The sequence below is a fragment of the Glaciihabitans sp. UYNi722 genome (assembly GCF_040549465.1).
Taxonomy (GTDB): Bacteria; Actinomycetota; Actinomycetes; order Actinomycetales; family Microbacteriaceae; genus Lacisediminihabitans.
Genome location: NZ_JBEPTL010000030.1, coordinates 14736 through 41287, shown reverse-complemented (window position 1 = coordinate 41287; position 26552 = coordinate 14736). Strand labels below are relative to the sequence as shown.

The 26552-nt window shown below is 65.3% G+C and carries 26 protein-coding genes; 12 read left to right on the top strand and 14 right to left on the bottom strand.

Translation table 11 applies throughout. The features are described 5' to 3' along the window. Window positions 1-86: 86 nt before the first annotated feature. The 3 genes from ABIB56_RS16750 to ABIB56_RS16740 are packed head-to-tail and all read right to left on the bottom strand — an operon-like array spanning window position 87 to window position 4006. Complete coding sequence (locus ABIB56_RS16750; protein WP_354570362.1) at window positions 87-791, bottom strand: TMEM175 family protein; 705 nt, start codon at window positions 789-791, stop codon at window positions 87-89. A gap of 48 nt (window positions 792-839) precedes the next feature. Next, window positions 840-2687: an ABC-F family ATP-binding cassette domain-containing protein gene (locus ABIB56_RS16745; protein WP_354570361.1), complete on the bottom strand. Its 1848-nt coding sequence runs from the start codon at window positions 2685-2687 to the stop codon at window positions 840-842. Window positions 2688-2746: 59 nt separating this feature from the next. Further along, window positions 2747-4006, bottom strand: a complete 1260-nt coding sequence (locus ABIB56_RS16740) for an alpha-hydroxy acid oxidase (RefSeq protein WP_354570360.1) — start codon at window positions 4004-4006, stop codon at window positions 2747-2749. 127 nt (window positions 4007-4133) lie between these two features. Here ABIB56_RS16740 and ABIB56_RS16735 point away from each other — a divergent pair, with 127 nt between their 5' ends. Continuing rightward, a complete protein-coding gene (locus ABIB56_RS16735; protein WP_354570359.1) occupies window positions 4134-5756 on the top strand; it encodes a PucR family transcriptional regulator in 1623 nt (540 codons plus the stop codon). On the opposite strand, the gene ABIB56_RS16730 is transcribed toward ABIB56_RS16735, so the two are convergent. After that, window positions 5753-6652 (bottom strand): ABC transporter substrate-binding protein, encoded by a 900-nt coding sequence (locus tag ABIB56_RS16730; RefSeq protein ID WP_354570358.1) that lies wholly within the window; start codon window positions 6650-6652, stop codon window positions 5753-5755. The two genes, ABIB56_RS16735 and ABIB56_RS16730, sit on opposite strands and share 4 nt — an antisense overlap. Before the next feature lie 197 nt (window positions 6653-6849). Here ABIB56_RS16730 and ABIB56_RS16725 point away from each other — a divergent pair, with 197 nt between their 5' ends. Together ABIB56_RS16725 and ABIB56_RS16720 are read left to right on the top strand one after the other, a co-directional pair. Continuing rightward, the gene (locus ABIB56_RS16725; RefSeq protein ID WP_354570357.1) at window positions 6850-7677 is read left to right on the top strand and encodes an MTAP family purine nucleoside phosphorylase; all 828 of its coding nucleotides are present in this window, start codon (window positions 6850-6852) and stop codon (window positions 7675-7677) included. After that, the gene (locus ABIB56_RS16720) at window positions 7674-8732 is read left to right on the top strand and encodes an NAD-dependent epimerase/dehydratase family protein (RefSeq protein WP_354570356.1); all 1059 of its coding nucleotides are present in this window, start codon (window positions 7674-7676) and stop codon (window positions 8730-8732) included. Before ABIB56_RS16725 ends, ABIB56_RS16720 begins: the two co-directional genes overlap by 4 nt. Here ABIB56_RS16720 and ABIB56_RS16715 read toward each other — a convergent pair whose 3' ends face one another. Genes ABIB56_RS16715 through ABIB56_RS16705 form a run of 3 tightly spaced genes read right to left on the bottom strand, consistent with a single transcriptional unit; the run spans window position 8733 to window position 12195 of the window. Further along, window positions 8733-10313 carry a molybdopterin-dependent oxidoreductase gene (locus tag ABIB56_RS16715; protein ID WP_354570355.1) on the bottom strand — a complete coding sequence of 527 codons (1581 nt, stop codon included), beginning with the start codon at window positions 10311-10313 and terminating at the stop codon, window positions 8733-8735. Beyond that, window positions 10310-11455 (bottom strand): sensor histidine kinase, encoded by a 1146-nt coding sequence (locus ABIB56_RS16710; RefSeq protein ID WP_354570354.1) that lies wholly within the window; start codon window positions 11453-11455, stop codon window positions 10310-10312. The genes ABIB56_RS16715 and ABIB56_RS16710 overlap by 4 nt, the downstream gene beginning before the upstream one ends. Further along, window positions 11455-12195 carry a response regulator transcription factor gene (locus ABIB56_RS16705; protein WP_354570353.1) on the bottom strand — a complete coding sequence of 247 codons (741 nt, stop codon included), beginning with the start codon at window positions 12193-12195 and terminating at the stop codon, window positions 11455-11457. Before ABIB56_RS16705 ends, ABIB56_RS16710 begins: the two co-directional genes overlap by 1 nt. 121 nt (window positions 12196-12316) lie before the next feature. On the opposite strand from ABIB56_RS16705, the gene ABIB56_RS16700 reads away from it, so the two are divergent. The 3 genes from ABIB56_RS16700 to ABIB56_RS16690 are packed head-to-tail and all read left to right on the top strand — an operon-like array spanning window position 12317 to window position 14276. Beyond that, window positions 12317-12985 (top strand): glycosyltransferase family 2 protein, encoded by a 669-nt coding sequence (locus ABIB56_RS16700; RefSeq protein ID WP_354570352.1) that lies wholly within the window; start codon window positions 12317-12319, stop codon window positions 12983-12985. Then, window positions 12982-13605, top strand: coding sequence for a TIGR04282 family arsenosugar biosynthesis glycosyltransferase (locus ABIB56_RS16695; RefSeq protein ID WP_354570351.1), 624 nt, complete (start codon window positions 12982-12984; stop codon window positions 13603-13605). The genes ABIB56_RS16700 and ABIB56_RS16695 overlap by 4 nt, the downstream gene beginning before the upstream one ends. Continuing rightward, window positions 13602-14276, top strand: coding sequence for a class I SAM-dependent methyltransferase (locus ABIB56_RS16690; protein WP_354570350.1), 675 nt, complete (start codon window positions 13602-13604; stop codon window positions 14274-14276). Before ABIB56_RS16695 ends, ABIB56_RS16690 begins: the two co-directional genes overlap by 4 nt. On the opposite strand, the gene ABIB56_RS16685 is transcribed toward ABIB56_RS16690, so the two are convergent. Both ABIB56_RS16685 and ABIB56_RS16680 read right to left on the bottom strand, forming a co-directional pair. Continuing rightward, window positions 14225-14674: a hypothetical protein gene (locus ABIB56_RS16685; RefSeq protein WP_354570349.1), complete on the bottom strand. Its 450-nt coding sequence runs from the start codon at window positions 14672-14674 to the stop codon at window positions 14225-14227. The genes ABIB56_RS16690 and ABIB56_RS16685 overlap by 52 nt on opposite strands. Continuing rightward, entirely contained in the window at window positions 14674-15903 is a 1230-nt protein-coding gene (locus ABIB56_RS16680) for a molybdopterin-dependent oxidoreductase (protein ID WP_354570348.1), read from the bottom strand. Before ABIB56_RS16680 ends, ABIB56_RS16685 begins: the two co-directional genes overlap by 1 nt. 173 nt (window positions 15904-16076) lie before the next feature. Here ABIB56_RS16680 and ABIB56_RS16675 point away from each other — a divergent pair, with 173 nt between their 5' ends. The 4 genes from ABIB56_RS16675 to ABIB56_RS16660 all read left to right on the top strand — a co-directional run bounded on the left by ABIB56_RS16675 (window position 16077) and on the right by ABIB56_RS16660 (window position 20177). Beyond that, a complete protein-coding gene (locus tag ABIB56_RS16675; RefSeq protein WP_354570347.1) occupies window positions 16077-17471 on the top strand; it encodes a glycosyltransferase 87 family protein in 1395 nt (464 codons plus the stop codon). Window positions 17472-17678: 207 nt separating this feature from the next. Continuing rightward, window positions 17679-18368, top strand: a complete 690-nt coding sequence (locus tag ABIB56_RS16670) for a hypothetical protein (RefSeq protein ID WP_354570346.1) — start codon at window positions 17679-17681, stop codon at window positions 18366-18368. A 604-nt stretch (window positions 18369-18972) separates the two neighbouring features. Further along, the gene (locus ABIB56_RS16665; protein WP_354570345.1) at window positions 18973-19131 is read left to right on the top strand and encodes a hypothetical protein; all 159 of its coding nucleotides are present in this window, start codon (window positions 18973-18975) and stop codon (window positions 19129-19131) included. A 326-nt stretch (window positions 19132-19457) separates the two neighbouring features. Next, on the top strand, window positions 19458-20177 hold the full coding sequence (locus ABIB56_RS16660) for an endonuclease domain-containing protein (RefSeq protein WP_354570344.1): 720 nt from the start codon (window positions 19458-19460) through the stop codon (window positions 20175-20177). Between the two features lie 86 nt (window positions 20178-20263). Here ABIB56_RS16660 and ABIB56_RS16655 read toward each other — a convergent pair whose 3' ends face one another. The 4 genes from ABIB56_RS16655 to metG form a co-directional block, all read right to left on the bottom strand. Beyond that, window positions 20264-21199: a 4-(cytidine 5'-diphospho)-2-C-methyl-D-erythritol kinase gene (locus ABIB56_RS16655; protein ID WP_354570343.1), complete on the bottom strand. Its 936-nt coding sequence runs from the start codon at window positions 21197-21199 to the stop codon at window positions 20264-20266. Between the two features lie 196 nt (window positions 21200-21395). Then, a complete protein-coding gene (gene rsmA / locus ABIB56_RS16650) occupies window positions 21396-22232 on the bottom strand; it encodes a 16S rRNA (adenine(1518)-N(6)/adenine(1519)-N(6))-dimethyltransferase RsmA (RefSeq protein ID WP_354570342.1) in 837 nt (278 codons plus the stop codon). Window positions 22233-22358: 126 nt separating this feature from the next. Then, complete coding sequence (locus ABIB56_RS16645; RefSeq protein WP_502917621.1) at window positions 22359-23354, bottom strand: TatD family hydrolase; 996 nt, start codon at window positions 23352-23354, stop codon at window positions 22359-22361. Further along, window positions 23351-24928 carry a methionine--tRNA ligase gene (gene metG / locus ABIB56_RS16640; protein ID WP_354570341.1) on the bottom strand — a complete coding sequence of 526 codons (1578 nt, stop codon included), beginning with the start codon at window positions 24926-24928 and terminating at the stop codon, window positions 23351-23353. Before metG ends, ABIB56_RS16645 begins: the two co-directional genes overlap by 4 nt. A gap of 157 nt (window positions 24929-25085) precedes the next feature. Here metG and ABIB56_RS16635 point away from each other — a divergent pair, with 157 nt between their 5' ends. Together ABIB56_RS16635 and ABIB56_RS16630 are read left to right on the top strand one after the other, a co-directional pair. After that, on the top strand, window positions 25086-25322 hold the full coding sequence (locus tag ABIB56_RS16635) for a type II toxin-antitoxin system Phd/YefM family antitoxin (protein ID WP_354570340.1): 237 nt from the start codon (window positions 25086-25088) through the stop codon (window positions 25320-25322). Continuing rightward, entirely contained in the window at window positions 25319-25696 is a 378-nt protein-coding gene (locus tag ABIB56_RS16630; protein WP_354570339.1) for a type II toxin-antitoxin system VapC family toxin, read from the top strand. Before ABIB56_RS16635 ends, ABIB56_RS16630 begins: the two co-directional genes overlap by 4 nt. A gap of 9 nt (window positions 25697-25705) precedes the next feature. Here the strand turns inward: ABIB56_RS16630 and rsmI are convergent, their stop codons facing one another. Further along, the gene (gene rsmI, locus ABIB56_RS16625) at window positions 25706-26515 is read right to left on the bottom strand and encodes a 16S rRNA (cytidine(1402)-2'-O)-methyltransferase (RefSeq protein WP_354570338.1); all 810 of its coding nucleotides are present in this window, start codon (window positions 26513-26515) and stop codon (window positions 25706-25708) included. Window positions 26516-26552: the final 37 nt, after the last annotated feature.

Here is a 26552-nt window from a genome sequence, read left to right as displayed (position 1 = left end):
AGATACGACAAACTCGCCCTCACCTACCGCGGCGGAGTCGTCCTTCGGGCCATCACAATCTGGCTCAAACCGTTAGGAAACACGCCCTAGGCGGCTTTCGAAGCCTTCGAAGCCTTCGAAGCCTTCGAAGCCTTCGACCCAGGGTCGTACCGGCCAACGATGATGCTCAGCGGCCAGTTGAGTATCCAGAAGTACAGCGCCCAGGCGCCGCCGAAGAGGAACCCCACGGGGATGGAGAGCAGGAAGATCAACGGCACCGTGAGCAGGTTCCTTCGCACATAGCGATACATCCCCTGATCCACCTTCTCGTCGAGATACCCGCCGCGGTAGGCGTAGGCCCAGAGTGCAAACTGCAGAAGGCTGATCGCGCTGACCGTGCCCGCATAGAAGATCACTGCGGGCATCGAGCCGCCGTATTCGCTGAGAAGGCTGGTGGGAAAGGGCACGAAGGCGATGAAGAAGAGCAGCAACAGGTTGAGGGAGACGACATTGCCATCGAACTTCCTGGTCAGAGCAAATTTGCGATGGTGTCCTGCCCAGTTGATCCCGATCACCGTGAAGCTGATCGCGTAGGCGAAGAACTGTGGCACGAGATGGCCGAGCGCAACCCACAACTCACCGTCGAGCATCGCCTGCGTGGTCTTCGGGCCGTTCTCGACGGTCGGAACCGTGATCTCGATCACCAACAGTGTCATGGCAATCGCGAATACCGCGTCGCTAAAGAACTGCAGCCGATCGGAGTTGCTGCCGTAGCGCAGGACCCTGTCGTACCGCTTGTTGTTCTCGCTCATGCTGCACAGACTACTGAGCACCCCACGGCCTGCACAGAAACGGAGGCTCTACTTCTCCAGCGCTTCGCTCAGTTCGAGCCAGCGCAGCTCGAGTTCGGCCATCGAATCCTGGAGGGTCGTGAGTTCCGCCTGGAGGGCGGCGAGACCCGAGTAGTCGGACTGGTCGTGACCGGCGAAACGCTCGTGCACGGCGGCGATCTGGGTGGTGACCTTGTCGAGGCGACGGCTGACCGATCCGAGTTCCTTCTCCGCGTTGCGGAGTTCCGCGCCCTGCAGCCGAGGCCTGCCCTTGGCGTTGACGCCGGCATCCGCCTTGCCCCCCACTCGATGCGATTCGGTGACGGTCTGGCCCCTGGTTCCCTGCTGGGAGCGCAGCTGCAGGTACTGGTCGACGCCGCCGGGCAGGTGCCGCATGCGTCCGTCGAGGATGCCGTACTGGTTGTCGGTGACCCGCTCGAGCAGATACCTGTCGTGGCTGACGACGAGCAGGGTGCCAGGCCAGGAGTCGAGGAGGTCTTCGATCGCGGCGAGGATGTCGGTGTCCAGATCGTTGGTCGGCTCGTCGAGGATGAGCACGTTCGGTTCGCCGAGCAGGATGAGGAGCAGCTGCAGGCGACGTCGCTGGCCGCCGCTGAGATCCTTCACCTGGGTGCTCAACTGGGCGCTCATGAAACCCATACGCTCGAGCAGCTGGCCGGGCGTGAGCTCTTTGCCGCCGCTGATGTAGGAACTCTTCTGGCGCGCGATCACATCCATGACCCGGTCGTTGAGGATGTCCGCGAGCTCGCCGAGCTGCTGGCTCAGGATCGCCACGCGAATCGTCTTGCCGCGTTTGACGCGTCCGGATGTCGGCTGCAGCGTGCCGGCGACGAGCGACAGCAGCGTGGACTTGCCCGCACCGTTGACGCCGAGGATACCTGTGCGCTCGCCGGGCGCGATGCGCCACTCGATGTCCTTGAGCACCTCTTTGCCACCGGTCGTGTGGCCGTCGATGTCTTTCGTGCCGCCATAGATGACTCCGACGTCCAGCAGGTCCACGACGTCTTTGCCGAGGCGCGCGGTGGCGAGTTGGCTGAGGGCGACGGTGTCGCGGGGTGGCGGTTCGTTGGAGATCAGTTCGTAGGCGGCATCCATTCGGAACTTTGGCTTCGTGCTGCGGGCGGGGGCTCCGCGGCGAAGCCAGGCAAGCTCCTTGCGTGCGAGGTTTTGGCGCTTCGACTCCATGGTGGCGGCCATCGTGTCACGTTCGACGCGCTGCAGGATGTACGCCGCGTACCCGCCCTCGAATGGCTCGATGATCTGGTCGTGCACCTCCCAGGTATCGGTCGACACCTCGTCGAGGAACCACCGATCGTGGGTCACCACGATCAGTCCGCCCTGGTTGGCCGGCCAGCGCTTGTTGAGGTGACCGGCGAGCCAGGCGATGCCTTCCACGTCGAGGTGGTTGGTCGGCTCGTCGAGGAAGACGACATCCCAGTCGCCGACCAGCAGTTTCGCAAGTCCGACGCGACGCCGCTGTCCGCCGGAGAGCTCGGCGATCGTGGCCTCCCACGGCACGTCGAGCAGCAGGCCGTCGATGACATCGCGGATGCGGGCATCCCCCGCCCATTCGTACTCTTCCTTGTCGCCGACGATCGCGTCGCGCACCACCAGGTCGTCGGGCAGGATGTCGGCCTGGTCGAGCATGCCGAGCGTCACGCCGTTGCGGCGCGTGACGCGCCCGGCATCCGGTTCGATGCGCCCGCTGAGGAGGCGCAGCAGCGTCGATTTTCCATCGCCATTGCGTCCGACGACCCCGATGCGGTCGCCCTCGTCGAGGCCGATAGTGATCCGATCGAAGATGACACGGGTGGGATATTCGAGGTGAAGGGACTCGGCTCCCAGTAGATGTGCCACTGAATGACCTTAGCCGGTGGGCTGGACGGCCGATTGCGCGGTCGACACCCGAATGGCGACTACTCGCGGACGGTGCTCGGCAGTTCCTGCGGCAGGCGTGGCAGTTCGCGCACCAGTTCGGCACCGCGGTCCTTGAGCTCCGCGATGGAGGAGACACCCACGAGGGTCATGGTGCGCTGCAACTCCGCCGCGAAGATCTCGATGACGCGAGTCACACCGGCGGAGCCTGCAGCGACGAGTCCGTAGAGGTAGGGGCGACCGATCGAGCAGGCGTCCGCGCCGAGGGCGAGCGCCGTGAGGATGTCGCTGCCACGCCGGATCCCGGAATCCAGGTACAGCTCCATCTCGCCCTGGACTCGCTGGCGGCACTCCTGCAGCACGTCCATCGGGCTCAGCATGTGGTCGAGCTGGCGCCCGCCGTGGTTGCTGAGCTGCACCGCATCGAGACCGATGCTCGCGGCGCGCGCCACATCCGCCGGGTTCACGCAGCCCTTGAGCACGATCTTCCCCGACCACTGAGCGCGAAGAGCGTCGAGATCGCCCCAGCCCCGCGAAGCGTCGGAGTGGCCGAGGATCTGCTGCCACATCGACGGGGTGACCAGCGCCGCATCCGAATCGCTCGGGTCGAGGTTCGGAAAACGGATGCCGTCGGCACGCAGAAAACTCGTCCACCAGCCGGGACGGGCGGCGATGCCAACCAGGGACGACAGCGTGAGTGCCGGTGGCGCGGTGAAGCCGTTGCGGAGGTCTCGCTCACGGGAGCCGAGCGCTCGGGTGTCGGCGCTCACGATCAGCGTGCGAATGCCGGCGGCGCGACAGCGTTCTAATTTGGCAGCCTGGTAGCCGGCATCGGATGACAGACCGAAGTTGAACCATCGATCGAGGGTGGGCGACTGAGCCGCGACATCCTCGAGGGAGACGGTGCTGAGGCCGGCCAGCCCGTAGGGGATATCAGCGCTGGCGGCGGCCCTCGCGACCGCCAGTTCTCCCTCCGGATGGAACAGTCGGGTCGCACCCGTGGGTGTGAGCATGATCGGGAGCGCGCTCTGGCGCCCGAGGATCCCCGTGGTCGTATCGGGTCCGGTCACAGCCCCCCAGCTCGGCATCAGTCCCCAGGCGTCGAAGGACGCGCGGTTCCGCCGCAGAGTCACCTCGTCTTCCGAGCCACCGTCCAGATAGTCGAAGATGCCGCGCGGCAGCACGTGGCGTGCGGCGGTGCGATACTCGGCGACGCTGAAAGCACTTCTCAGCACCCTCTTGCGTCGCGACGGTTCGGGCATCCTGACCTGGATCAGCTGCCGAACGTCGCTGGCCTTCACGGGCGCCCCTCACTCGATCGCTTGCGCTGCAGAAGTCAGCCTAGATGTGCCGCTCGTCGTGCCCTATGGAGGTACAGACAAAGTCGGGCCTCCGCAGTTATCATGAGATACCAAGTCGAGGATGACTATGTCTGACGAATCCAGCGCCGCCCTTCCCACGCTCGCCGAGCTCGCCCGGTCGATTGCCTCTGATGTCGCCGCTCTCGTCGAGACTCCGCAAATCGGATCTCCGAGGGTATCCGGCACCGCGTTGTACGACAGCTCTGCGCCGCTCGCCCGCTTCCCAGGGGCGATCGCGCTCGCCATCGGCATCCCGATCAGCGGCGCCCACCTTCCCACGCGGCTACAGGGGCTGAAGGACGCCGGCTACGTCTGCCTGGTCTACAAGGCCCATGGCGCCGACGACACCGAGTTGCGAAGTGCAGCACGCACAGCGGATGTCGCCCTATTTCGCGCCGCCGACTCCGTACCGTGGCACGAGCTGGCCGAGATCTTCGCTGCGGCCGTGGTACCCCACCGGCGGGCTGGACGCACGCTCGCCGACATCCGGCCGGGCGACCTCTTCGCCCTCGCCAACACCGTGGCCTCGCTGGTCGGCGGGGCCGTTGCATTCGCGGACCCCGAGCAGAACCTGCTGGCCTATTCGACCCTGCCCGAACAACCGATCGACGACACGAGACGCAACTCGATCTTGCAGCTGCACGTTCCGCACACCGATCAGAACGATGCGGACTACGCGCGCGTTCACGCCTCGCGCAGCGTCGAGTCGGTCGCGCCCAGCGAGAACTCGCTCACCCGGTCCGCCGTGGCCATCCGTGCGGGGAGCGTCGTGCTCGGCTCGCTCTGGCTGATCGCCGACGACGCACCCATCGATCCGGATGTCGAACAACTGCTTCTCGAGGCGTCGAACGTCGCCGCGCTGCACCTGCTCCATCGCCGCACCAACCACGACTCCGGGCGCACCAGGCAGATCGAGCTGGTCTCTCCGCTACTGTTCCAGGCTGATCGAGCAGAATTGGCCGCCGTACAGCTCGGCATCGTGGCCGACTCGGTGCGCATCGTCGCCATGACTGCCCTTGGTCGCGCCGACGACTCTCCCGACGCCTTCCAGGCCAGCCTCTCTTTCTACGACATCGTGCGTACCGCGTGCGCGGTCTGGTTGCCCGGCACAGCCTGCGGTCTCGCTGACAACATCGTCTATGTGGTGCTACCGGAGTCGACGACGACTTCGTGGCCCTTCCAGCACGACGGCATCCTACGTATCGCGCACCATGCCCAGCGTGCCGTGAAAAGAATGGTGCTCGCTGGTTTCGGGGGCAGCGCGCCGATCGCCGAGGTCGCGAGCTCCCGGCGGGAGGCGGAGGCCGTGCTGGCGATCCTGCTGCGTGATGCAGAAGACGGACGTCTGAACGCCGAGTCAGACGACATCGTCTCGGATCGACAATCACTCGGCCCGCGCCTGCAACTGGGCGAGGTTGTGACTCGACTCCGCGACGGAGGGCAGCTGCCGGGCGACTACGCCATCGCTATCGCCGAACACGATTCACGCCGGAAGACGGCCTTCGAACAGACGCTGCGCATCTACCTCGACTGCGGCTCCAACGCGATCGAGACCTCAGCACGTCTCGGCCTGCACGCCAATACGGTGCGCTACCGCCTGTCTCGGGTCGAACCGCTGTTCGGTATCAGGCTGGATGACCCTGAGACGCGGCTGTTGCTCTGGCTGCAGCTCTGGGCCCGCCAGCACTAACCCTTTGATGCGGCGTTGATGGTGATGGTGTCGAGACCGCCGGCGCCCACACCCCACTTGTCGAGGATCTTGCCGTAGGAGCCGTCATCCACCATCGACTGGAGCGCGGCCTGCACCGCCTTCACCAGTCCCGACTTCTGTGGAACGGCGAGGCCGTAGGGCGAGTCGTCGAAGGTCTTGCCGGCCGGCTGCAGCTTGTCTTTCAGCTTGGAGATCGCGTAGAGCGTGACCGGGGAATCAGCGCTGAAGGCGTCGGCCTGGCCGAGGACCACCGAGTTGGCCGCGGAATCCTGGGTCTCGAACGGCATCTTGATGATCGGGTCTTTGCCTGCTGCCACGCAGGCCGCGCTCTTGCCAGGGATCTCATCGGTGTCTTCGAAGGTGGTCGCCTGCACAGCGACCTTGAGGCCGCAGGCGTTGTCGGGGTCGACATCCTTGCCGATGCCGGACGCCCACTGCACGCCGGCGCTGTAGTAGTTGACGAAGTCGACCTGCTTCTCACGCTCGAGGGTGTCGGTGAAAGACGACTCGCCGACCTGAATCTTGCCAGCGACGATGCTCGGGATGATGTTCTCGAACTTCGCGATCTGGTACTCGGGCTTGAGGCCGAGCTTGGCGGCGAGGGCGTCGCTGAGTTCGATGGCCCAGCCGATCGGTTTGCCTGCATTGTCTTTGTACTCGTTCGGCGCATAGTTCGGACTGGTACCGATGATGAGCTTGCCGCCCTTGCTGATGTCCGCAGGCACGAGTGCCGCCGCTGCCTTGTCTTTCGTTACGGCCCCGGACGTTCCGCTGCCTGGCGCCCCGCTCGCGGCCGGAGTCGAGTTGTCGACGCACCCGGTGAGCGCGACGACGGCGAGAATGGCAAGTGCTGGGAGTGCATGTCTGGCGCGCATCGATCATCCTCTGTCAGTCGTGCTGAAACCCCGGCGCTGCTGTTCATCGCCGAGGTCGCGGGAATAGATCCGGACTCACGACGAGCCTAGGATCGCGACGGTGCGCACTCTATGGACGTCTAGACCAAGTGGGCGTCCGGTCTTTGTGATCACCTGCCAACGGTCATCCCGATCCCAATCACTGGAAGACTAGAGCCATGACAGAAGCCAGCGTCGCCATCATCGGAGGCTCAGGTCTCTACAGCCTCTTCGACCCTGCCAGCTCCGAGAAGCGGAGGATCTCCACCCCCTACGGTGCAGCCGAGGTCACGCTCGGCGAACTCGGCGGCCGCCGCGCTGCCTTCCTCACGCGGCACGGGGTCGATCATTCTGTGCCTCCGCACCTCATCAACTACCGGGCGAACATCTGGGCGCTGGCATCGCTCGGGGTGAAAGTGATCCTCTCCAGTTCCGCGGTCGGCGGCGTGAGTGCCGACTACCCGCCGGGAACCCTGGTGCTCACCGACCAGTTCATCGACCGCACCAGCGGTAGGGCCGACACCTTCTTCGACCAGGGCTCTGTGCAGCATCTCGCCGCCGCCGACCCTTTCGCGCCGGCCATGCACGAGATCGCGACGAAGGCGCTGACGGATGCCGGTGAGAACTTCGCCTCCAGCGGCACAGTGGTCGTGATCCAGGGTCCGCGCTTTTCGACGCGGGCCGAGTCACTCTGGTTCGGTGCTGCCGGCGCCCACACGGTGAACATGACGATGTATCCGGAGGTGCCGCTGGCATCCGAGCTGAACATCGACACCGTCAACCTCTCCTTCGTCACCGATAGCGACGCCGGGCTTACTCCGGCATCCGGCACCGTCGATCCGGATGCGGTCAGCCACGAGCTCGTGCTGAAACGGCTCGCGGAGGCACAACCCCGCATTGTCGCGGCCATCGAAGCCATCGTGCGAGCCATGCCCGACGACTATGCGCCGCAGGAGCTGATCCCCGCGGACGCCGTCGCCGACGTGCTGGCGAGACCCACCATATGACCAGCCTGCTCGTCACCGGTGGCGCGGGGTTTATCGGCTCCGCCATCGTCGATGCGGCGCTCGAACGCGGCTGGCGGGTGCGCGTTCTCGACTCACTGCGGTCCGACGTGCACGGCGCGGCCGTGCAGCCAGATCCGCGGGTCGAATTTGTCACCGGCGATGTGCGTGACAGGGCTGTCGTCGACGAAGTACTCCGCGACATCGACGTCGTCTGCCACCAGGCGGCGAAGGTCGGACTCGGCGTGGACTTCTCCGACGCACCGGACTATGTGGGAAGCAACGATCTCGGCACGGCCGTGCTCCTCGCGGCGATGTCGGAAGCGAAGAAGACCAGGCTCGTGGTCGCCTCCTCGATGGTCGTCTACGGCGAGGGAAACTATCGTGACGCGACAGGACGCTCGGCGAGACCGGAACCACGACACGTCGAAGATCTCGACGCCGGCCGGTTCGATCCTGTCGATGAGCAGGGCGAACTGCTGCTGCCGGAACTCATCGAGGAGACCGCTCCCCTCGACCCGCGTAACGTCTACGCGATCACCAAACTCGCGCAGGAATACCTCGCGACGTCCTGGGCGCGCTCCACCGGTGGCCGTGCGGCGGCACTGCGCTACCACAACGTCTACGGACCGGGGATGCCGCAGAACACACCGTACGCGGGTGTCGCCTCACTGTTCCGCTCAGCCCTCGAGCGTGGCGAGGCGCCGCGCGTGTTCGAGGATGGCGGGCAGCGCCGTGACTTCGTGCACGTTCGGGATGTGGCATCTGCCAATATCGCTGCCCTCGAGTGGACGGAGCACCAGCCCGCGAGCGCGTTCCGCGCGTTCAACGTCGGCAGCGGCGACGTGCACACGATCGGTGAGCTGGCCGAGCAGCTGAGCCTGCACTCCGGCGGACTCTCGCCGGTGATCACCGGCGAATATCGGTTGGGCGATGTGCGGCACATCACCGCGTCATCCGATCGTCTGAAATCGGAACTGGGCTGGACGCCGTCCGTCAGCTTCGAGGACGGCATGCGCGAGTTCGCCACCGCACCGCTCAGGGCAGCAGTCGTCTAGCTAGTCGACCCTGATGTTGATCTGGGCCCAGCCCTCTGAGCCGTTCGGCGCCGGGGGCAGTTGCCTGTCGCTCTGGGTCGTGCCGTTCGTGTCGGTCGCCCGCACCTGGATCTGGTGCGATCCCTTGCTGGCCGGCCACTCGTAGACCCACTGTCGCCAGGTATCGACCGAAATCGAGTCGGCGAGCCTCGCCTCGACCCACGCGCCGTCGTCCACCTGCACCTCGACGGCGCTCACGCCATTGTGCGGTGACCAGGCGACGCCGGCGACCGCGACCTTGCCCGCTGTGATCGAGGAGTCGGCCCGCGGTGTGTCGATGCGGGAGGAGAGCTTGGTCGGGCCCTTCGCGTCCCAGCCGCGCGGGGTCCAGTAGCCCTCGGCGTTCGCGAATTTCGTCACCTTCAACTCCACCACCCATTTGGTGGCGGAGACATAACCGTAGAGGCCGGGAACCACCATGCGCACAGGGAAGCCGTGTTCCACCGGCAGAGGTTCACCGTTCATTCCGATGGCGAGAAGCGCCTCCGTGCCCTCGTCCTGCAGAACATCGAGCGGCGTCCCGGCGGTGAAACCGTCGATGCTCGTCGAGAGCACCATGTCGGCGCCCGCCTTCGGCACCGCCTGTTTGAGTAGCTCGCGAATCGGGTAGCCGAGCCACAGCGCGTTGCCGACCAGATCGCCGCCGACCTCGTTCGACACGCAACTCAGCGTCGCGAAGTGTTCGATGAGCGGCTTGTCCGCGAGCTCGGCGAAGGTCAGCTCGACCTCGTTCTCCACCATGCCGGTGATCTTCAGTTTCCAGTCGTCCGGGTTGATCGAGGGCGGAGAGAAGGCGGTGTCGATGCGGTAGAAGTCGGCGTTGGGGGTGACCAGCGGAGAGACGCCCTCGATGTCGAGCGAGGCCCCGGCCGGAACCGCCGGGGCGGCGACCACAGGCTTCGGCAAGGTGAGCTTCGTGCGGATGTCCGTGACCACCGACGACGTGGAGTTGATGAGCCGTGCGCCGGTCCCTACGATCACGGATGCCGCGCCCGCGACGATTGCGAGCCTCAGGAAGCTCCTCCGCTCGAGTTGGGTGGTCGGCGCGAAGGCCTGCGGAACCCTGGCCTGTTTCGCCTCTGAGACTTTCCAGTTGGCCAGTCGCTGCGCCAGGATGCGAAGCACTACGACACCGACGACGGCTCCGACGACGGTCGGAACACCGTTGAACCCGGTCGCACCGGCGCGAGTGAGCACGGCGATGAGCGCCAGCAGCGCACCGATGCCGAAGAGCACGACGCCCCATGGCGTCCTACGTACTTCGAGCACACCGGCGAGGGCCGCGAGCACCAGGAGGATCACCGCCATCAGGGTGAGCAGCGCGGCTTTGTCTCCCGTGCCGAACAGGGCGATCATGAAGTCTTTGGCTCCGGGTGGGGCCAGGTCGATCACCAGGGATCCGACGGCGAAGAGCGGGCTGCCCGCGGCGCCGACGAAGGCGGCAATGACCTCGGCGACGGCCAGCACGACAGCGGCGGAGACGATTCCCGCCAGCGCTGCCCAGAGACGTAAGAGGCTGATGCGTGAGGCGCGCGGGGTCATGCGGTCACCGGTGTGCGTGGAAGGAACACGTCGAAGCGGCATCCGCCTGGGACGTTCTGCACGACGACCCGCCCGCTGTGCGCCTGCACAATGCCCTGCACGATGGCGAGGCCGAGACCCGCGCCGCCGGAGCGACTCGTCGCCACATCAGGTGTCCGCGAGTTGCTCGCGCGCCAGCCAGCCTCGAAGACTCGACCGAGGTCTTTCTCAGGTATGCCGCCAGCGGCATCTATTACGGAGATGACCGCCATTCCTTCGTCACTCTGGCGTGCGGAGACCGTGATCGGGCTTCCCGCCGGGGAGTGCTGGATCGAGTTCATGACCAGGTTTCCGACGACCCTCGACAGCTCGCGCGGATCGGCGAGAATATTCAGTTCGCGAGATCCATCGCCCACCAGTTCGATCGAGCGTGATTTCGCGAACGGTCCGAGTTCGGCGACCACGTCGCTGATGAGGTCGTAGAGCGAGACCTGCTGCATCGACAGGTGCAGCGCGCCGGAGTGGATCCTGGACAGTTCGTTGAGGTCGTCGACCATGCCACTCATGCGATCGGCCTGCGATCTCAATTGCAGGTAGTAGCGCTGTGGCTCGTCGACCATGCCGTCTTCGAGGGCTTCGGCCATGGCGCGGATGCCGGCCAGCGGAGTGCGCAGGTCGTGCGAGATCCAGGCCACTAGTTCCCGCCGCGAGTTCTCCGCCCGCTCCTCGCGGGCCCGGGATTCTGCGAGCCGATGACTCGTGGCGCTTAGTTCCTCGGCCAGCGCCGCGAACTCGTTACTGCTGTGTTTCCCACTGTCGACCAGTTCCTGTGCGGTGCCGATGCGCCTGGTCGCGGCGATGAGCTGACGACTGTTGCGCACCAGCGAGCGGCCGAGCAGGGCGGCGAGGGCCAGTGAAACGATTCCGGCGATCACGGCCACGGAGAAGAAAACCGTGAGGTCTTTCGGCGTGACGAACATCGCGGAGGCGGCGAACCACATGCCGCCGACAATGGAGAGCACCGCAGCCAGGGCGATCAGATACAGCTGCAGCACGAACGAGCGGCGGGACAGCATCCGGAGTACGAGGAGGGACACCGCTCCGACCACAACGGCAATGGCGAGTGCCATCACCGCCACGAGCGCTAGATCCGCGAGACTCATCACGAGGACACCGCCGGCTGCGATTCGAAACGATAGCCGACTCCCCAGACGGTGCCGAGCAGTGTGGGGTGCGCGGGGTCCGGCTCGATCTTCTCGCGCAACCGGCGCACGTGCACGGTCACGGTGGAGAGATCGCCGAATTCCCAGCCCCAGACGGCTCGGAGCAGTTCCTCACGACTGAAGACCTGCTGCGGATGCCGGATCAGGAAGGCCAGCAGGTCGAATTCGCGCACGGTCAGGGCGAGCTCCACGCCGCGCTGGGAGACCCGACGCGATGAGACATCGAGATGGAAGTCTCCGGAGTCAATGACGGATTCCGGCGAGAACTCGTTGAGGCTGCGGCGCAGAACCGACTGGACTCTCAGCACGAGCTCGCGTGGGGAGAAGGGTTTAGCCAGATAGTCGTCGGCGCCGGCCTCGAGACCGTCGATACGGTCGTCCTCTTCGCGAAGGGCGGTGAGCAGGATGACCGGCACCGGCCGCTCCGCGCGGATGCGACGGCACACTTCGAGGCCGTCGATACCGGGCAGCATCCGGTCGAGCACAACGAGATCTGGGCGGATGCGCGACGCCATCTCGACGGCGCTCAGACCATCCGCCGTCTCGTCGACGATGAAGCTGGCAGCCCGCAGGTAGCGGCAAACCACCTCGGAGACTGTCGGGTCGTCGTCCACTACCAGGACGCGGCGATCCCTCAGCGAATCAGGCCGCAGGCTGCTGGCCGTGGATGACGTAGACACTCCCTCAGGATAAGTCTCGGTGTTCGGGAAATGCCGCGAGTGGGGGGCGGTGGAACAATCGGTTCTCATTTCGTAAGGGTTTGAGCACTGCTTCACCCTCTCTTCCTCGTACGCTCAGGGGGTGCCTGTCCCTCTCGTCGATGTCGTTCTGCCGTGCTTGAACGAAGAGCAGGCTCTCCCCTGGGTACTCTCACGGCTGCCCGCGGGGTATCGAGCGATCGTGGTCGACAACGGCTCGACCGATAACTCGGCCGAGGTGGCCGTGGCCGCCGGAGCCATGGTGGTGCACGAACCGCGGCGGGGGTTCGGCTCGGCAGCCCATGCCGGGCTGCTGGCTGCGACCGCACCGATCGTTGCTTTCTGCGACGCCGACGCCTCGATGAACCCCGCCGATCTCGCTCCTCTCGTCGAGCTGGTGTCGAGCGGCAGCGCCGACCTCGCGCTCGGCAGGCGCAGGCCGACAGTTGCGAAGGCCTGGCCGGCCCACGCCCGCATCGCCAACCGCGCGTTGGCCAGGATGATGCGCCGGGCGACCGGCATCCCATTGCACGATCTCGGGCCGATGCGCGCGGCGAACCGCGAGGCGCTGCTCTCCCTCGACCTGCAGGACAGGCGCAGCGGATACCCGCTCGAGATGGTGCTCAAGGCGTCGGCGGCCAAGTGGACCGTCGTAGAGATCGACACGCCCTACTCGCCACGGATCGGACGCTCGAAGGTGACCGGCACCATCCGCGGTACCGTTATCGCAATAAAGGACATGTCCTCACTGCTGAGGGAGTCAGGCCGATGACAACGCTCATCATCATCGCCAAGGAGACCATCCCCGGCCGGGTGAAGACCAGGCTGCACCCTCCGCTCAGTCTCGAACAGGCCGCGATTCTCGCCGCCGCAGCCCTTTCCGACACCTTCGAGGCAGTGAGTACCCTGCCAGCGACTCGACGTATTTTGGCTTTCGATGGCAACCTATTCCCGATCGGCTCCGAATCATACGAAGTGATACACCAAGTGAGCGGAGAGCTGGACATGCGCCTGGGAGCGATTTTTGATGAGTGCGCTGGACCGACCGTGCTGGTCGGTATGGACACCCCTCAGTTGACCCCGGAGCTTCTGGCCCCCGTCTTCGATGAGTGGCCGGCAGATGTCGACGCCTGGCTCGGATTGGCGAACGACGGCGGCTACTGGACCCTCGCGATGGCGGAGCCGGACGGCTCCCTCATCCGTGGCGTACCAATGTCGCGCGACGACACGGGACAGGTGCAGCTCCAGCGCCTCGAAAGCGCGGGCCTCAGGGTGCGGCACCTGCCGGAACTCGTGGATGTCGACACCATCGACGACGCACGCACCGTCGCAGCCATCGCACCGCACACGCGCTTCGCCAGTGCCCTGGCTTCCTTCGGGGTCGGATCATGAGCCTCGCGACCTACGGCACTTTCGGGTCCGGTGGCGGCGAGCCCTACGCCCGTGCTCTGCGCAGGGACGACCAGGTGCTCTACCTCCGGGATGTGCAGTCCCACTCAGAACTCCCCTCCTCGGCGATGAACGTCTCCCGCTGGAACGACGACGCGGATGCCGTCGACCTCAGCCTGCTCAATGGTCTCGACGGTGCCGTGCTCGACATCGGTTGCGGCCCTGGCCGGATGGTCAAGGCCGCCATGAACCTTGGGCTCACCGCCCTCGGCATCGACGTCTCATCAACCGCTGTCGAGATCGCTCGCGAATCCGGTCTGATGGTGCTCGGCCGCTCCGTCTTCGAGCGCCTCCCGCGTGAGGGATCCTGGGCCGCCACGCTACTCATCGATGGCAACATCGGTATCGGCGGGGATCCATCCGCTCTCCTTGCGCGCTGTGCAGAACTGCTCGCGGAGGATGGCGTAGCGATCGTCGAGGTCAGCGCGGACGCGTCGTGCGACCACGTGTACGACGGAACCATCGTGGACATCCACGGTCACCGGAGCGACGCATTCCCCTGGGCGGAGATCGGCAGCGACTCGCTCGAGCAGCGTGCCGAACAAGTCGGACTACGGGTGGCTCAGTCCTGGGAGACCGACAGCCGGTTCTTCTGCCGTCTCGTGAAGGCGTAATACCCAACGATTGCGACGGTGGTCAGCACGACCACCGATGCCCACAGGATGATCAGGTTCGGCCCGTATTTCAAGGGGAGGATCGTAGGGTTGTTGCTTCCGAGGAACTGCTTGTAGACCGCCGGCAGCACGATGATCGCGAAGATCGCGCAGACCACGAGCGCGCCCTGGATGGTGGCGAGAACGGCGACTGGCAGTTTGCGGCCAGCCCTGCGAAGCAGAAAGCCGACACCGAAGGTGACGAATGCGATGATGCCGTCGTGCACGATCAGGGCGAGCAGGAACCAGGATGCCACGCCGATGATTTTGATCGGCTTGACGGTGTCCACCAGTACCACAGCACCGAGGGCGAGCAGCAGCACGCCGACGATCACGAGTCCAATTCGCCAGGCCCTCATCAGATCACCTCCAGCTTGCTCAGCCACTTGGTTTGCAGCACGCCGGGACGACCGGGCGCGATTATGCGCGCAGGGTAGCCGTGGTCGATGTCGAGCTTGTCGCCGTTGAGTTGCAGCGCCACCAGAGTCAGATCGTCCTGCACGTATTCCGAACCCATCTCGGTCACGCGATAGCCGCCCTTGACCTCAAGGCTGGTGAGGCGCAGGTCCTCGTCCGGATGAGCGCCGACGCCGTCCATCAGATCGCGCAGGCGAACCCCGCGCCACGATGCCATCTGGCTCCAGCCCTCCACGCAGGAGATCGGCAGATCCACCTGGTACTGCGTCATGGCGGTGAGATCCGAGTAGCTGTAGAGCTTCACCGCGTCCCCACGGCTGACCGCGAGCTGCCAGTCGGAACCGACGGCACTGTCGCTGATCTGCGCGGCTTTGGCCGTGCGGTTGATCGGGAGGCTGTTCGGCCCGGTGTCGTGTTTGCGCGGAGCAAAGATGTTGAGGGCTTCGAGAAAACGGAAGGATTGGCCGGCGGTGAGGGTCACCACGGCTGCAGTCGCAATGCTGATCGTGGCGATGAAGCCGCGGCGGGAGACCTTCGGCTGGCGCGGCGGGGCACTGTCGATCCAGCCCATCACGCGACCGGTCAGGCCGTCGACGCGGCGGGAGATCGGTCCGACGGGCTCGGGGGTGGTCGCCGCGAGTTCAGCCGCGACATCCGCGTGAGTGAGCGGCCTGTCCTCGTCGTCCAGCATCAGGTCGCCATCGGCGTCGATGCTGCGCTTCCTCGTCCAGTAGCGGGAGATCAGCGGGAGCTTCACCGCGATGTGGATCGCCAGCGACCCGATAATCACGAAGGAGAGCGCAAAGTGCGTCTGGCGGAATGGGAAGGGGAACGGATACCACTGGTAGGTGTTGAGCAGCCCGGTCGAGATCTGCACGAGAGACGCGGCGACGAAGATCGCGATCGACGCGCGCTCGAGGAGATTGGCGAAGTTCTTGATCGGCGGTGTCTGGAACAGTTCCGGAAAAACCGAGTAGAGCTTGCCGAACAGCAGCGGGAAGCAGGCGATGCCCGCAGTGATGTGGATGCCCTGGGTGAGCTGGTAGAGCGTCTGGGGCCTGGTGGGGAAGACCATCCACGGCAGAGGGTCTTGCAGGAAATGGCTGTACAGGCCGGTCCCGAAGCAGATGATGAAGGCGCTGCCGAGCAGGCGTCCGAGCACGACGGCCATGCGCGGGTTCCTCGACGGAGTCGTGAATACCCGTCGCAGGTCAAGCATGAAACGGCGCATGGACCTATTTGAGCATTCATTCACCGAAACCGTGCCGGGCAAATCTTACGATTCAGGGACGCCACTCCGATCGGTGCCGGGCTACCGACGGCCTTTCCGACAGGATGGGAGCAATGAGAATCGCCGTCGCCTCCGTGTTCGTCGTCGCCATGGCCGCGCTGACCTGGTATTCGGTGACCGCCCTCGGATATTTCGACCGCACGCATCCGACAGCGCTGCTGCTCTGCACCGCAGGGTTGTGGGCGCTCTTCGCTCTCGCCTTCCTCGCCCTCCGCCGTGTTCCGGTGAAAGTGGCCATCGCGATGATCCTCGCGGGATCAGCTCTCATCGGCGGTGCCGCCATGGCCGGCCCGCCGAACACCAGCACCGATTCAGCGAGATACGCCTGGGACGGCATCGTTCAGAACGCCGGTATCTCCCCTTACCGCTACGTTCCGGTCGACGACCACCTCGCCGAGCTCCGCCCCGACTGGTTGTTCCCGGCCGCTGTCGAGAATGCGGACGGCACCCACCGCTGCCTTCCGGCCCGCACCGATGTGACGTCATCCGAACCGTCGCACGAGGTCTTCTGCTCGGCGCTCAATCGCTCGAAGGTCCCCACGATCTATCCTCCGACGAGCGAAATCTTCTTCGCCGCCGTTCGTTTCGTCGTCGGGCCGGATGCCGAATACTGGCCGCTGCAGCTGGCCGGCCTGCTGATGAGCCTCGGCATCACCGTGATGCTGATCGTGGCCATGCGGCGGCGCGGCATCGATCCGCGCTGGGCAGCCCTCTGGGCGTGGAGCCCGCTGGTCGCCACGGAGGCGATCACCAATTCGCACGTGGACGTGCTCGGGGCGCTCCTGGTGGTGGTGGCCAGCCTGCTCGTCTCGCGTGGCATCCGGTTCCGTGGCGGCATCGCCCTCGGCGCAGCTATCGCGGCGAAACTCATCCCGGTGATCGCGGCGCCCGCGCTGCTGCGACGACAGCCGTGGAAGGTGATCGTGGCCGCGATCGTCACCTTCGCCGTGCTCTACATCCCCTACGTGATCACCACGGGCATCGGTGTGCTCGGCTACCTGCCCGGCTACCTCTCCGAGGAGGGTTACGACAACGGCAGCCGTTTCACCCTGCTCACCCTGTTCGTACCGAAGGCCGCGTCGCTGGCAGTCGCGGCGTTACTGCTGCTGGTGACCGCGGTGCTGGTCTGGTGGAAGACGGATCCGACCTCCCCATGGCTCGGGCAGGTGATCATGATCGGTACGACGCTGCTCATCGTGAGTCCGCGCTACCCCTGGTATGCGCTGCTGCTGGTGCCGTTCATCGCACTCAGCGGTCGCTGGGAGTGGTTCGCGGTACCGCTGGCCCTCACCGTGCGCCTCCTGATTCCGTCGCACGGCGTCTCGCAGGTGGCCATCTCGATCGCCATCGTGATCATCGTGGGGATGGCGCTGTACCGCACCGGACCGCACGGACGCACTCGACTGATGCGTCCCATCCGTCGAGCCTTCCGACGTTCCCCCGTCTAGTCGCAGCTCGTCGCATCACGATAAGGGTCCATGCGATTTCGGAAATTCCCCGTAATCTCGGCGTTTTTAGCTGGATGTTTGCTGAATCCGATAACGGAACGGTAACGAGGCAGGTCGATTCCAATCCTTTTTGCGCGGGGGGCCGAACGCATAGTCAGAACCGCTTGTCACCAAGGCAAGCCTGAGACAAGACAAAGGATCGAAATCATGCGCAAGTTCTACAAGGCCACAATCGGTATCGCCACTGCAGGTCTGCTCGTCGCCGGCCTCGCCGCCTGCTCCGGCACCGGCACCAACTCGGGCAGCGGCTCGGGATCGTCGTCGAAGCCCGCCGCTTCTGCACCGGCAGCCGACCCGAAGCCCCTCGCGGACATCCCTTCCCTGACCGGTGTCGACACCGCCGTCCTGCTCGACGCGAACTTCGCTGCGGCCCTCACGAGCCTCGGCCTCACGCCGGGCACCGTCGGAACCGCCACGCTCGTCGATGGCAGCCTCCACTTCCCGATCACCGGTGGAAACGTGAAGTACTTCGACCCCGCCGCGAAGTACCGCCCCTACGTGCAGGGTTCGCTCAAGCACGAGGGTTCCGGCTTCTCGCTGACCGCCGGTGCCACCAAGGTCGAGCTGACCAACTTCACCATCGACCCTGGCAATTCCATCCTCCTCGGTGATGTTTCGGTCAACGGAACCGTCGCCGCGACCCAGGCCGTGCTGTTCGACCTCTACGGTGGATCGCTCAAGCCGCTCCAGATGGACGGCAACAATGCCATCCTCGAAGGCACCACCGTTCACATCTCGGCCGTCGCTGCCGACCTGCTGGACAAGACCTTCAAGACGGACGCTGTGAAGTCGCAGCTGCTCGTCGGTATCGCGAAGATCACGGTAGCCACCAAGTAGTAGAAACACTCCGGTAGAACCACTCCGGTAGAACCGCTCAAAAGGCCCGTTGCGCTCAGCGCAACGGGCCTTTCGTTCTCTATCCGTAACCTTTTCCGGAGGGAGTCGCCATGAACCTTCGCCGGGGTTCCCTCGGTCTAATTCGATGAGGCGGCCACCGTCTCCGCGACGATGCGCACCTGGCCGCAGCTCTGCACAATGCTCGGCCACGTCGATGCGGTGCACGGCCTGTACTACGCCGGGATGCACCTCTGGTTCGACGTCGTCGGCTACACACCATTCATCCTCCGCATGCCCAGCGCGATCGCCACCGGCCTCGCCGCCGCCCTCATTGTGCTGCTGGTGCGACAGTTCTCCTCCCGCACCACGGCGACGCTCGCCGGGTTGTTCTTCTGCCTTCTCCCCCGGGGTTACCTGGATGGGAACGGAGGGGCGCTCCTACGCACTCACCGCGCTACTCGCGGTAGCCCTCACCCTGGTCTTCCTCGCAGCATGGCGCAGCGGGGCCTCATCCGGCCGCGTGCGCCAGGGTTGATCGACGTCACACTCAAGACACCGGCCGCCGACCGGCCAGCTCTGGGAGATTCACTCCGCCCTCGAGAAGATGACAGGCCGGCTGGCCGGGGTCGGAGTCGTCTGGCTGGTCACGAGCGACAAGCAGGACTGGCGCCCGAGCATCACCCAGAAACTCGGTGCCCTCGGCTACGCGCTCGACGGCGAGTGGAGTTTCACTGGCGTGAACGTGCTGCGCTACCGGCTGTAGCCGGCGTCCCGCATCCGATATTCCCGACTTCCGTCGCCGAGTTGGCAGTTGTGGCGGCTTTCCGCGCGATATAGCCCACCACCACTGCCAAGTCGATCGCCCTGTGGATGGTTCGCGACGCCCGGTTGAGGAGTTGACACGATTGTCGGATGCCGAGAGCGAAACCACTTCCCGCTGAATTCACGGGGCTCCCATTCACGGTTCCGGCAGCCCACGCGGCCGGCGTGTCTCGTTCACGACTTCGGGCTTTCGACCTGGAGGCTCCGATCCGTGGAATCCGCGTTCCGTCGGGCGCAAGTGATCTCCTTGGTGCGTTGCGGGCTCGAATGCGACCGAACGAGTTTTTCAGCCACGAGACCGCCGCGAAGATCTACGAGGTTCCTCCACCACGCGAGCTCGAGCAGTCATCGTCGGTACATATCAGCGTCGAGCAGCCCGCATTCCCTCCCCGAATTCGCGGCGTGATCGGCCATCGCCTGAGGTCCCCGATCACCGGTCGCACGCACCGTGGATTCCAGGTCGTCGAGCCTGCCGCGGCCTGGTGCCAGCTTGGCGCACTTCTGGCCGACGATGACCTCGTGGTAGCCGGTGACTATCTGGTTCGACGAAAGCGACCACTGTGCAATCTCGATCAGCTGAGAACGGCTGTCGAAGCGATGGGATCTGCTCGCGGAGCGCGCGCGATGCGCACAGCTCTCGGTCGAGTGCGAGGGAAGACCGACTCTCCGATGGAGACCCGCCTGCGGTTATTGATCGTTGCGAACAATCTGCCCGAGCCGATTATCGGTTACACGGTGACGAACAAGTACGGTGACTTCGTGGCTACGCCCGACCTCAGCTATCCGAATGAGAGAATCGCGATCGAATACGAGGGCGAGATCCACCGCACCGACGCACAGGTCTACGCCGCAGACATTGAGCGACGCGAACGGCTCGAGGAAGCGGGATGGCTGGTCATCCGCGTCGTAAAGCAACACCTCACGGTCCGCACCGGCTGGCTGCTCACTCGGATCCGCACGGCGCTCGCCGCGAGGACGGACCTGTGACGAAGCATCCACTTGGTGCTCGTGGTGGCCTCGCCGGTCACAGATGTCGCCACAACTGCCAAGTCGACGGCAGGGTCTGACGAAGCCTAGTCACCCACGATTCGGGCGCCGTGCACCGGGCCGGTCGCACGCACCACGGTGAGGCGGGCGGCGCTCAGCGCGATCTGCAGTTCCAACGCGCCGTCGAGGTCGGCTGCCAGGAAGGCCACCGTCGGGCCCGATCCGGAGATCAGACCGGCGAGTGCACCGTTCTCCTCGCCGAGTTCGATCACCGCGGCGAGCTTAGGTTCCAGGTGCAGCGCCGGTGCCTGCAGGTCGTTGTGCAGCACCTCGGCGAGCATCTGCGGATCGCCAGCCCGCAGTGCTTGCAGCACGTTGGCGTCCACCTGAGGCTGCACGGCCGCGGGGAAGATGTCCTGCGAATGGCGATCGCGATGCAGATCGAGTTCGCGATAGACGGTTGGCGTACTCATACCGAAGTCGGCGAAGGCGAGCACCCACTGGAACTGGCCCTTCGCCAGGGCGGGGCTCAGCTGGTCGCCGCGTCCGGTGCCGATGGCGGTGCCGCCGGTGAAAGCGAACGGTACGTCCGACCCGAGCTGGGTGGCGAGGTCGAGCAGCTCCTCACGGCTGAGGTCGGTGCCCCAGAGTGCGTCGCAGGCGAGGAGGGTGGCCGCGGCATCCGCCGAGCCGCCGCCCATGCCACCGGCGATCGGCACGTGCTTCTCGATCTCGAGATGCACCCCTTGGCGAAAACCCGCCCTGCGCGCGAGCAGTGTGGCTGCTTTGATCGCAAGATTTGAGCCATCGGTCGTGAGATTCGACGTGTCGATCGAACCACCGAAATTCACCGAAAAGTCATCAGCGGCGGACGCCCGCACCTCTTCGTAGATCGAGACCGCCTGGTAGGCCGTGGCCACGTCGTGGTAGCCATCCTCGAGCAGCGAGCCCACTTTGAGGAACACATTGATCTTGCCCGGTGCCCGTGCGTGCACCACCTTCGGGGCGGCCGCGGAGGTCATTACACCAACCTAGCCGAACGGCTGGTGAGCTCTTTACCCGATGGATTCCGCGAGCCTCGCGAGCACAGCAGTGAGCTGCTCCTTCGCCGTCTCGACGGCCGTCGGGTCGAGAATCTTCGACCGTGTGAGCACCACTGCGCGCTTGCCTTTCTCCGGCGGATTGACCTGTGCGACCGGCGTCTCCCCGTCGTCGACCTCAGGCGCGGACGATGGCCAGAAAGTCGTCTACTGTGAGCTCTTCGCCGCGGGCAGTCGGCGCGATTCCGGCGGCTTCGAGGCGCGCGGATGCCGCACCGCTGTCGCCGAGCACCACCGAGAGCGATTGACGCAGCATCTTGCGACGCTGCTGGAACGCGGCATCCACCAGCGCGAAGGTGGCGAGACGCTCCTGCTCCATACCCGGCTGCTCGTGACGGTCGAACCGAACGAGGATCGAGTCGACGTTGGGCACCGGCCAGAACACCTGGCGGCTCACCTGGCCAGCCGTGCGCCAGTCGCCGTACCAGGCGGCTTTGATGCTCGGGCTGCCGTAGATCTTCGAACCGGGCGACGCGGCGATGCGCTGGCCCACCTCGGCCTGCACCATCACCAGCCCCGACACGATCGACGGAAAATACTCGAGGAAGTGCAGCAGCACCGGCACCGAGATGTTGTATGGCAGGTTGGCGACGAGGCCGGTGGGAGCGCCTGGTAGCTCGGTGATCGTCATCGCATCGGCGGTCAGCACGGTGAGGGAGGCCTCAGGGGCGAACAGTCCGACGGTCAGCGGTAGCTGGGTGGCCAGCCGCCTGTCGATCTCCACCGCGACGATGGATGCCCCGACCTCGAGAAGTCCGAGGGTCAGCGATCCGAGCCCAGGGCCGATCTCCACAACGGTCTCGCCCGTGGTCACCCCCGCCGCCTTGACGATCCGGCGGACGGTGTTCGCGTCGATGACGAAGTTCTGGCCGAGCTTCTTGGTCGGCTGGAGGCCGAGCAGTTCGGCGAGGTCACGAATCTCGGCCGGGCCGAGGAGTTTCGCGGGCTCAGCCACGGCGCACCAAGGTCGGTTTCTCCGGAGCTTTAGACCAAGACCACGGACCGAAAGCCGCCACCGGGGCCGAGCAGCGCCCGAAAGCCGATATCCTCCGGAGAAACGTGGGCGGAGTGAAGAGAGCGCTCACGCGAGATCGGACGAGTCGATGGCCTCGTCATAGGGCGAACCCTGCTCGGGGGTGACGGGTTCGGCATCCCAGCTGCCGTAGACCAGTTCAGTGTTCGACGAGATCTGCGCCGCGAGCATCGAGACGTCAGTCCCGAGATGATCCGCCATAAACCGCAGGGTGTGCGGGATGAGGTAGGGCGCATTCGGACGACCGCGGTGGGGTGAGGGGGTGAGGTAGGGGGCATCCGTCTCGACCAGGATGCGATCGCGCGGAATAGCGGCGAGCGCGTCGCGCAGGTTGCCCGCGTTTGTGAAGGTCACAGTGCCGGCGAAGGAGAGGTACCAGCCGTTGTCGGCGCAGAGCCTGGCCATATCGGCATCGCCGGAGAAGCAGTGGAACACGGTCTTCTCCGGGGCACCCGACCGCCGAAGGGTGGAGATGACCTCAGCGTGGGCATCGCGATCGTGGATCTGCATGGCGATGCCGTGCCGCTTCGCGATCTCGATGTGCGCCTCGAAAGAGCGGTACTGGGCGCCGCGCCCCGATTCGTCGGTGCGGAAGAAGTCGAGCCCGGTCTCACCCACAGCGCGCACCCGCGGACGACCGGCCAGTTCGTCGATCTCGGCGAGCGCGGCATCCAGCGTTCCCGCCGCCTCATAGCGCGGCGCCTCATTCGGATGGATGGCGACCGCGGCCAGCATGCGCGGCTCGCGCGCGGCCATCTCGGCCGACCAGCGCGAGGTCTCGAGGTCGCCGCCCACCTGCACGACACCGCGGACACCGACGCTCGACGCTCGGTCGAGCTGCTCCCGATAGTCGAGCGGCCCCGACCCTGAGTCTGCCGAAGGGTCGCCGTCGGCGATCTCGAGATGCGTGTGGTTGTCGTAGACCGGAACGATGAGGGCCTCTGGCAACGGCGGGTAGCTGAGGTCGCGCTTCTGGCCGTGCTCGGAGGTGGCGTCGCGCTGGCGACGGGGCACATCAGCCGCGTAGGGCGAGGGGTCGGTCACGCGCTCGCGGTCTCCACTTGCTCGATGCGCGGGAACAGCGGGCTCTCCAGCGCGGTGACCGTTGGTGCGCCGGTCCAGTCGTAGGCCGCACGCACATCCTGGTCGGCGACGGCACCCGAGCCGCCGATCGCCGCCCACAGTTTCGCCGCAGCATCCGGAATCACCGGTGCGAGGAGCACCGCGAGGGTTCCGAGGCCACGCACGATAGTGAAGAGCACGGTGTCGAGGCGCTCGGCGTTGGCCGGGTCTTTCGACAGCGCCCACGGCTCCTGGATGGTGATGTAGCCGTTCAGTTCGTCGACGAGGGTCCAGATGGAGGCCAGCGCCTCGTGGATGGCGAGACGCTCGATCGCGGCATCGGCATCGAGGGTGACCCTGCGCTCCGCCGCCCTGATCGCCTCATCCGCTTCGGTGAAGGGCCCGGGATTCGGGATGACGCCCTGACGGTACCGAGAGACCATCGCGATCACGCGCGAGGCCAGGTTGCCGAAGCCGTTGGCGAGTTCCGCCTGGTAGCGCGCCGAGAGGTCCTCCCAACTGAATGACCCGTCCTGGCCGAAGCTGATCGCGCGCATGAAGTAGTAGCGGAAGGCGTCGACCCCGAAGGTGTCGGTGATCTCGGACGGCGCGATACCGGTGAGTTTGGACTTCGACATCTTCTCGCCGCCAACCAGCAGCCAGCCGTGACCGAAAACCTTGCGCGGCACGGGGAGTCCCGCGGCCATGAGCATGGCTGGCCAGATCACGGCGTGGAAGCGGGCGATGTCTTTGCCGACCAGCTGCACGGCCGGCCAACGACGTTCGAAGTTCTCCTGATCCGTGCCGTAACCGACCGCCGTGATGTAGTTGAGCAGCGCGTCGAACCAGACATAGAGCACATGGCTGTGGTCCCAGGGGATCGTGATGCCCCAGTCGAAGCTGGAGCGCGAGATCGACAGGTCATCGAGACCCTGCTTCACAAACTGGATGATCTCGTTGCGAACGCTCTCCGGCTGGATGAAGTCCGGCTGCAATTCGTAGAGGTCGAGCAGTCGCTGCTGGAAGTCACTCATGCGGAAGAAGTAGTTCTTCTCCTTGAGCACCTCGACCGGAATCGAGTGGATCTTGCAGAGCAGCCGGCCAGCATAGTCGCCGCTCGGAAGCTCCATTAGGTCGTCGAGCTGCTTGTACTCCTCGCAACCGACGCAGTAATAGCCCTCGTACTCACCGGAGTAGATGAAGCCGTCGTCGTAGAGCTTCTGCAGGAAGATCGTGACCGCTTTCTCGTGACGCTCCTCGGTGGTGCGGATGAAGTCATCGTTGGAGATGTTGATCGTTTTCAGCAGCGGCTGCCAGGCATCCGCCACCAGCTTGTCTGCCCAGGCTTTCGGTGTGGTGTCGTTGGCGACGGCGGTGCGCAAAATCTTCTGGCCGTGCTCGTCGGTTCCGGTGAGCAGCCAGGTGTCGTCGCCAGCCTGGCGGTGCCAGCGGGCGAGCACGTCGGCCGCGACCTCCGTGTAGGCATGGCCAATGTGCGGCACATCGTTCACATAGAAGATAGGCGTCGCAATATAGAAGGATTCACCGGCGGCCATGTCGAACATCCTAATTGCCGTACTCACCGGGTCTGGCCGTATTGCGCCGTGGCCTGGTTCTGACGGCAAGCCGACTGGAGCGAGTGTCAGTCTGAATGAGCGTTACCAACGCTGACCAGACTTGACCAGATCAGCACCCAGAGTCTAGCCTGAGTTCATGGCTTCCACCGTGAACATCTATGACGCGAAAACCCAGCTGTCCCAGCTGATCAACCGGGTGGAACTCGGCGAGGAGATCGTGATCGCTCGACACGGTCGTCCGGTTGCCCGTCTCGCACCGTTGCTTCCGCAGCGTACTGATCGAACGCCGGGCCTGCTCGCCGGAAAGATCGTGATCGCCGACGACTTTGATGTGTTCTCACCGGAGGACGATCGCGACTGGTACGGCGAGTGAGGCTGCTGCTCGACACCCACGTGCTTCTCTGGTGGCTGACGGACGACCCCAAGCTCAACAGCATTCTGCGCGATGCTATCGCTGACGGCGGCAACGAGGTGTTCGTCTCCTCCGTGAGCGTGACGGAGATCGCTATCAAGCAGTCCCGCGGTAAGCTCCAGGCACCGCGGGAACTGCTGCTCCTACTCTCCGAGGCGGGATTCACCGAGTTGCCTCTCACCTCTGCGCACGGGCAGGTGCTTCGCGACCTTCCGCCACATCATCGTGACCCGTTCGACCGGATGCTCATTGCACAGGCGCAGGTCGAAGGCCTGGAGATCGCGACGGCGGATGCCGACATCTCCAGTTACGACGTCGACGTGCTGGCCAACTGAGGATCGTGCCTACCTCAGCTTGAGCGCACCCTCATACAGGTCGCGCTTGCCGAGCCCTGTCGCCTCGGCGACCTCCGCGGTCGCCTCCTTGAGCCGCGACCCTGCGGCCACGAGCGACTGCACCTGGGCGATGCCGGTCGCCAGGTCGACCTCCTGCGCGGCGCCGCCTTCGACGACGACGCAGATCTCCCCCTTCACCCCGGCAGCTGCCCATTCCGCGAGTTCTGCCGCTGTGCCGCGCTTGACCTCTTCGTAGAGTTTTGTGAGTTCGCGGCAGACGACGACGCGACGATCGGCGCCCATCGCCGTCGCAAGATCAACCAGGGCATCCGCGAGCCGGTTCGGGGATTCGAAGAAGACCATCGTGCGCGGCTCACGGGCCAGCGCTCTGAAGTAGGCGACGCGGCCTTTGCGTGGAAGGAATCCTTCGAAGGTGAACCGGTCGGTCGGCAGGCCCGATACGGCGAGCGCGGTGATCACTGCCGAGGGCCCCGGCAGCGCGGTGACCGTGACCCCGGCCGCCGCGGCAGCGGTCACCAGGGAGAAGCCCGGGTCGCTGATGGCCGGCATGCCGGCATCGGTGAGCACGAGCACATCCGCGTCCCTGGCCAGCTCGACGATCTCCGCCGCCTTGACCACCTCGTTGTGCTCGTGCAGCGGGATGAGCCTCGGCCGGTTCTCGATACCGAGCGCGCGCATGAGGTGGATGGTCACCCTCGTGTCTTCCGAGGCGACGACCTCGGCGTTGCCGAGCGCCTCGATCAACCGCTTCGAGGCGTCACCGAGATTGCCGATCGGGGTGGCCGCCAGGATGATCATCTGCCCATCCTCCCAGCGATCGCTGGCTAGCATTACA

Bases quoted from the DNA above. Each gene is read 5' to 3' on its own strand.
- ABIB56_RS16750 (WP_354570362.1), bottom strand. From the start codon at position 791: ATGAGCGAGAACAACAAGCGGTACGACAGGGTCCTGCGCTACGGCAGC.
- ABIB56_RS16735 (WP_354570359.1), top strand. From the start codon at position 4,134: ATGTCTGACGAATCCAGCGCCGCCCTTCCCACGCTCGCCGAGCTCGCC.
- ABIB56_RS16730 (WP_354570358.1), bottom strand. From the start codon at position 6,652: ATGCGCGCCAGACATGCACTCCCAGCACTTGCCATTCTCGCCGTCGTC.
- ABIB56_RS16725 (WP_354570357.1), top strand. From the start codon at position 6,850: ATGACAGAAGCCAGCGTCGCCATCATCGGAGGCTCAGGTCTCTACAGC.
- ABIB56_RS16720 (WP_354570356.1), top strand. From the start codon at position 7,674: ATGACCAGCCTGCTCGTCACCGGTGGCGCGGGGTTTATCGGCTCCGCC.
- ABIB56_RS16715 (WP_354570355.1), bottom strand. From the start codon at position 10,313: ATGACCCCGCGCGCCTCACGCATCAGCCTCTTACGTCTCTGGGCAGCG.
- ABIB56_RS16710 (WP_354570354.1), bottom strand. From the start codon at position 11,455: ATGAGTCTCGCGGATCTAGCGCTCGTGGCGGTGATGGCACTCGCCATT.
- ABIB56_RS16695 (WP_354570351.1), top strand. From the start codon at position 12,982: ATGACAACGCTCATCATCATCGCCAAGGAGACCATCCCCGGCCGGGTG.
- ABIB56_RS16690 (WP_354570350.1), top strand. From the start codon at position 13,602: ATGAGCCTCGCGACCTACGGCACTTTCGGGTCCGGTGGCGGCGAGCCC.
- ABIB56_RS16685 (WP_354570349.1), bottom strand. From the start codon at position 14,674: ATGAGGGCCTGGCGAATTGGACTCGTGATCGTCGGCGTGCTGCTGCTC.
- ABIB56_RS16680 (WP_354570348.1), bottom strand. From the start codon at position 15,903: ATGGCCGTCGTGCTCGGACGCCTGCTCGGCAGCGCCTTCATCATCTGC.
- ABIB56_RS16675 (WP_354570347.1), top strand. From the start codon at position 16,077: ATGAGAATCGCCGTCGCCTCCGTGTTCGTCGTCGCCATGGCCGCGCTG.
- ABIB56_RS16670 (WP_354570346.1), top strand. From the start codon at position 17,679: ATGCGCAAGTTCTACAAGGCCACAATCGGTATCGCCACTGCAGGTCTG.
- ABIB56_RS16665 (WP_354570345.1), top strand. From the start codon at position 18,973: ATGACAGGCCGGCTGGCCGGGGTCGGAGTCGTCTGGCTGGTCACGAGC.
- ABIB56_RS16660 (WP_354570344.1), top strand. From the start codon at position 19,458: ATGCGACCGAACGAGTTTTTCAGCCACGAGACCGCCGCGAAGATCTAC.
- ABIB56_RS16655 (WP_354570343.1), bottom strand. From the start codon at position 21,199: ATGACCTCCGCGGCCGCCCCGAAGGTGGTGCACGCACGGGCACCGGGC.
- metG (WP_354570341.1), bottom strand. From the start codon at position 24,928: ATGGCCGCCGGTGAATCCTTCTATATTGCGACGCCTATCTTCTATGTG.
- ABIB56_RS16635 (WP_354570340.1), top strand. From the start codon at position 25,086: ATGGCTTCCACCGTGAACATCTATGACGCGAAAACCCAGCTGTCCCAG.
- rsmI (WP_354570338.1), bottom strand. From the start codon at position 26,515: ATGATCATCCTGGCGGCCACCCCGATCGGCAATCTCGGTGACGCCTCG.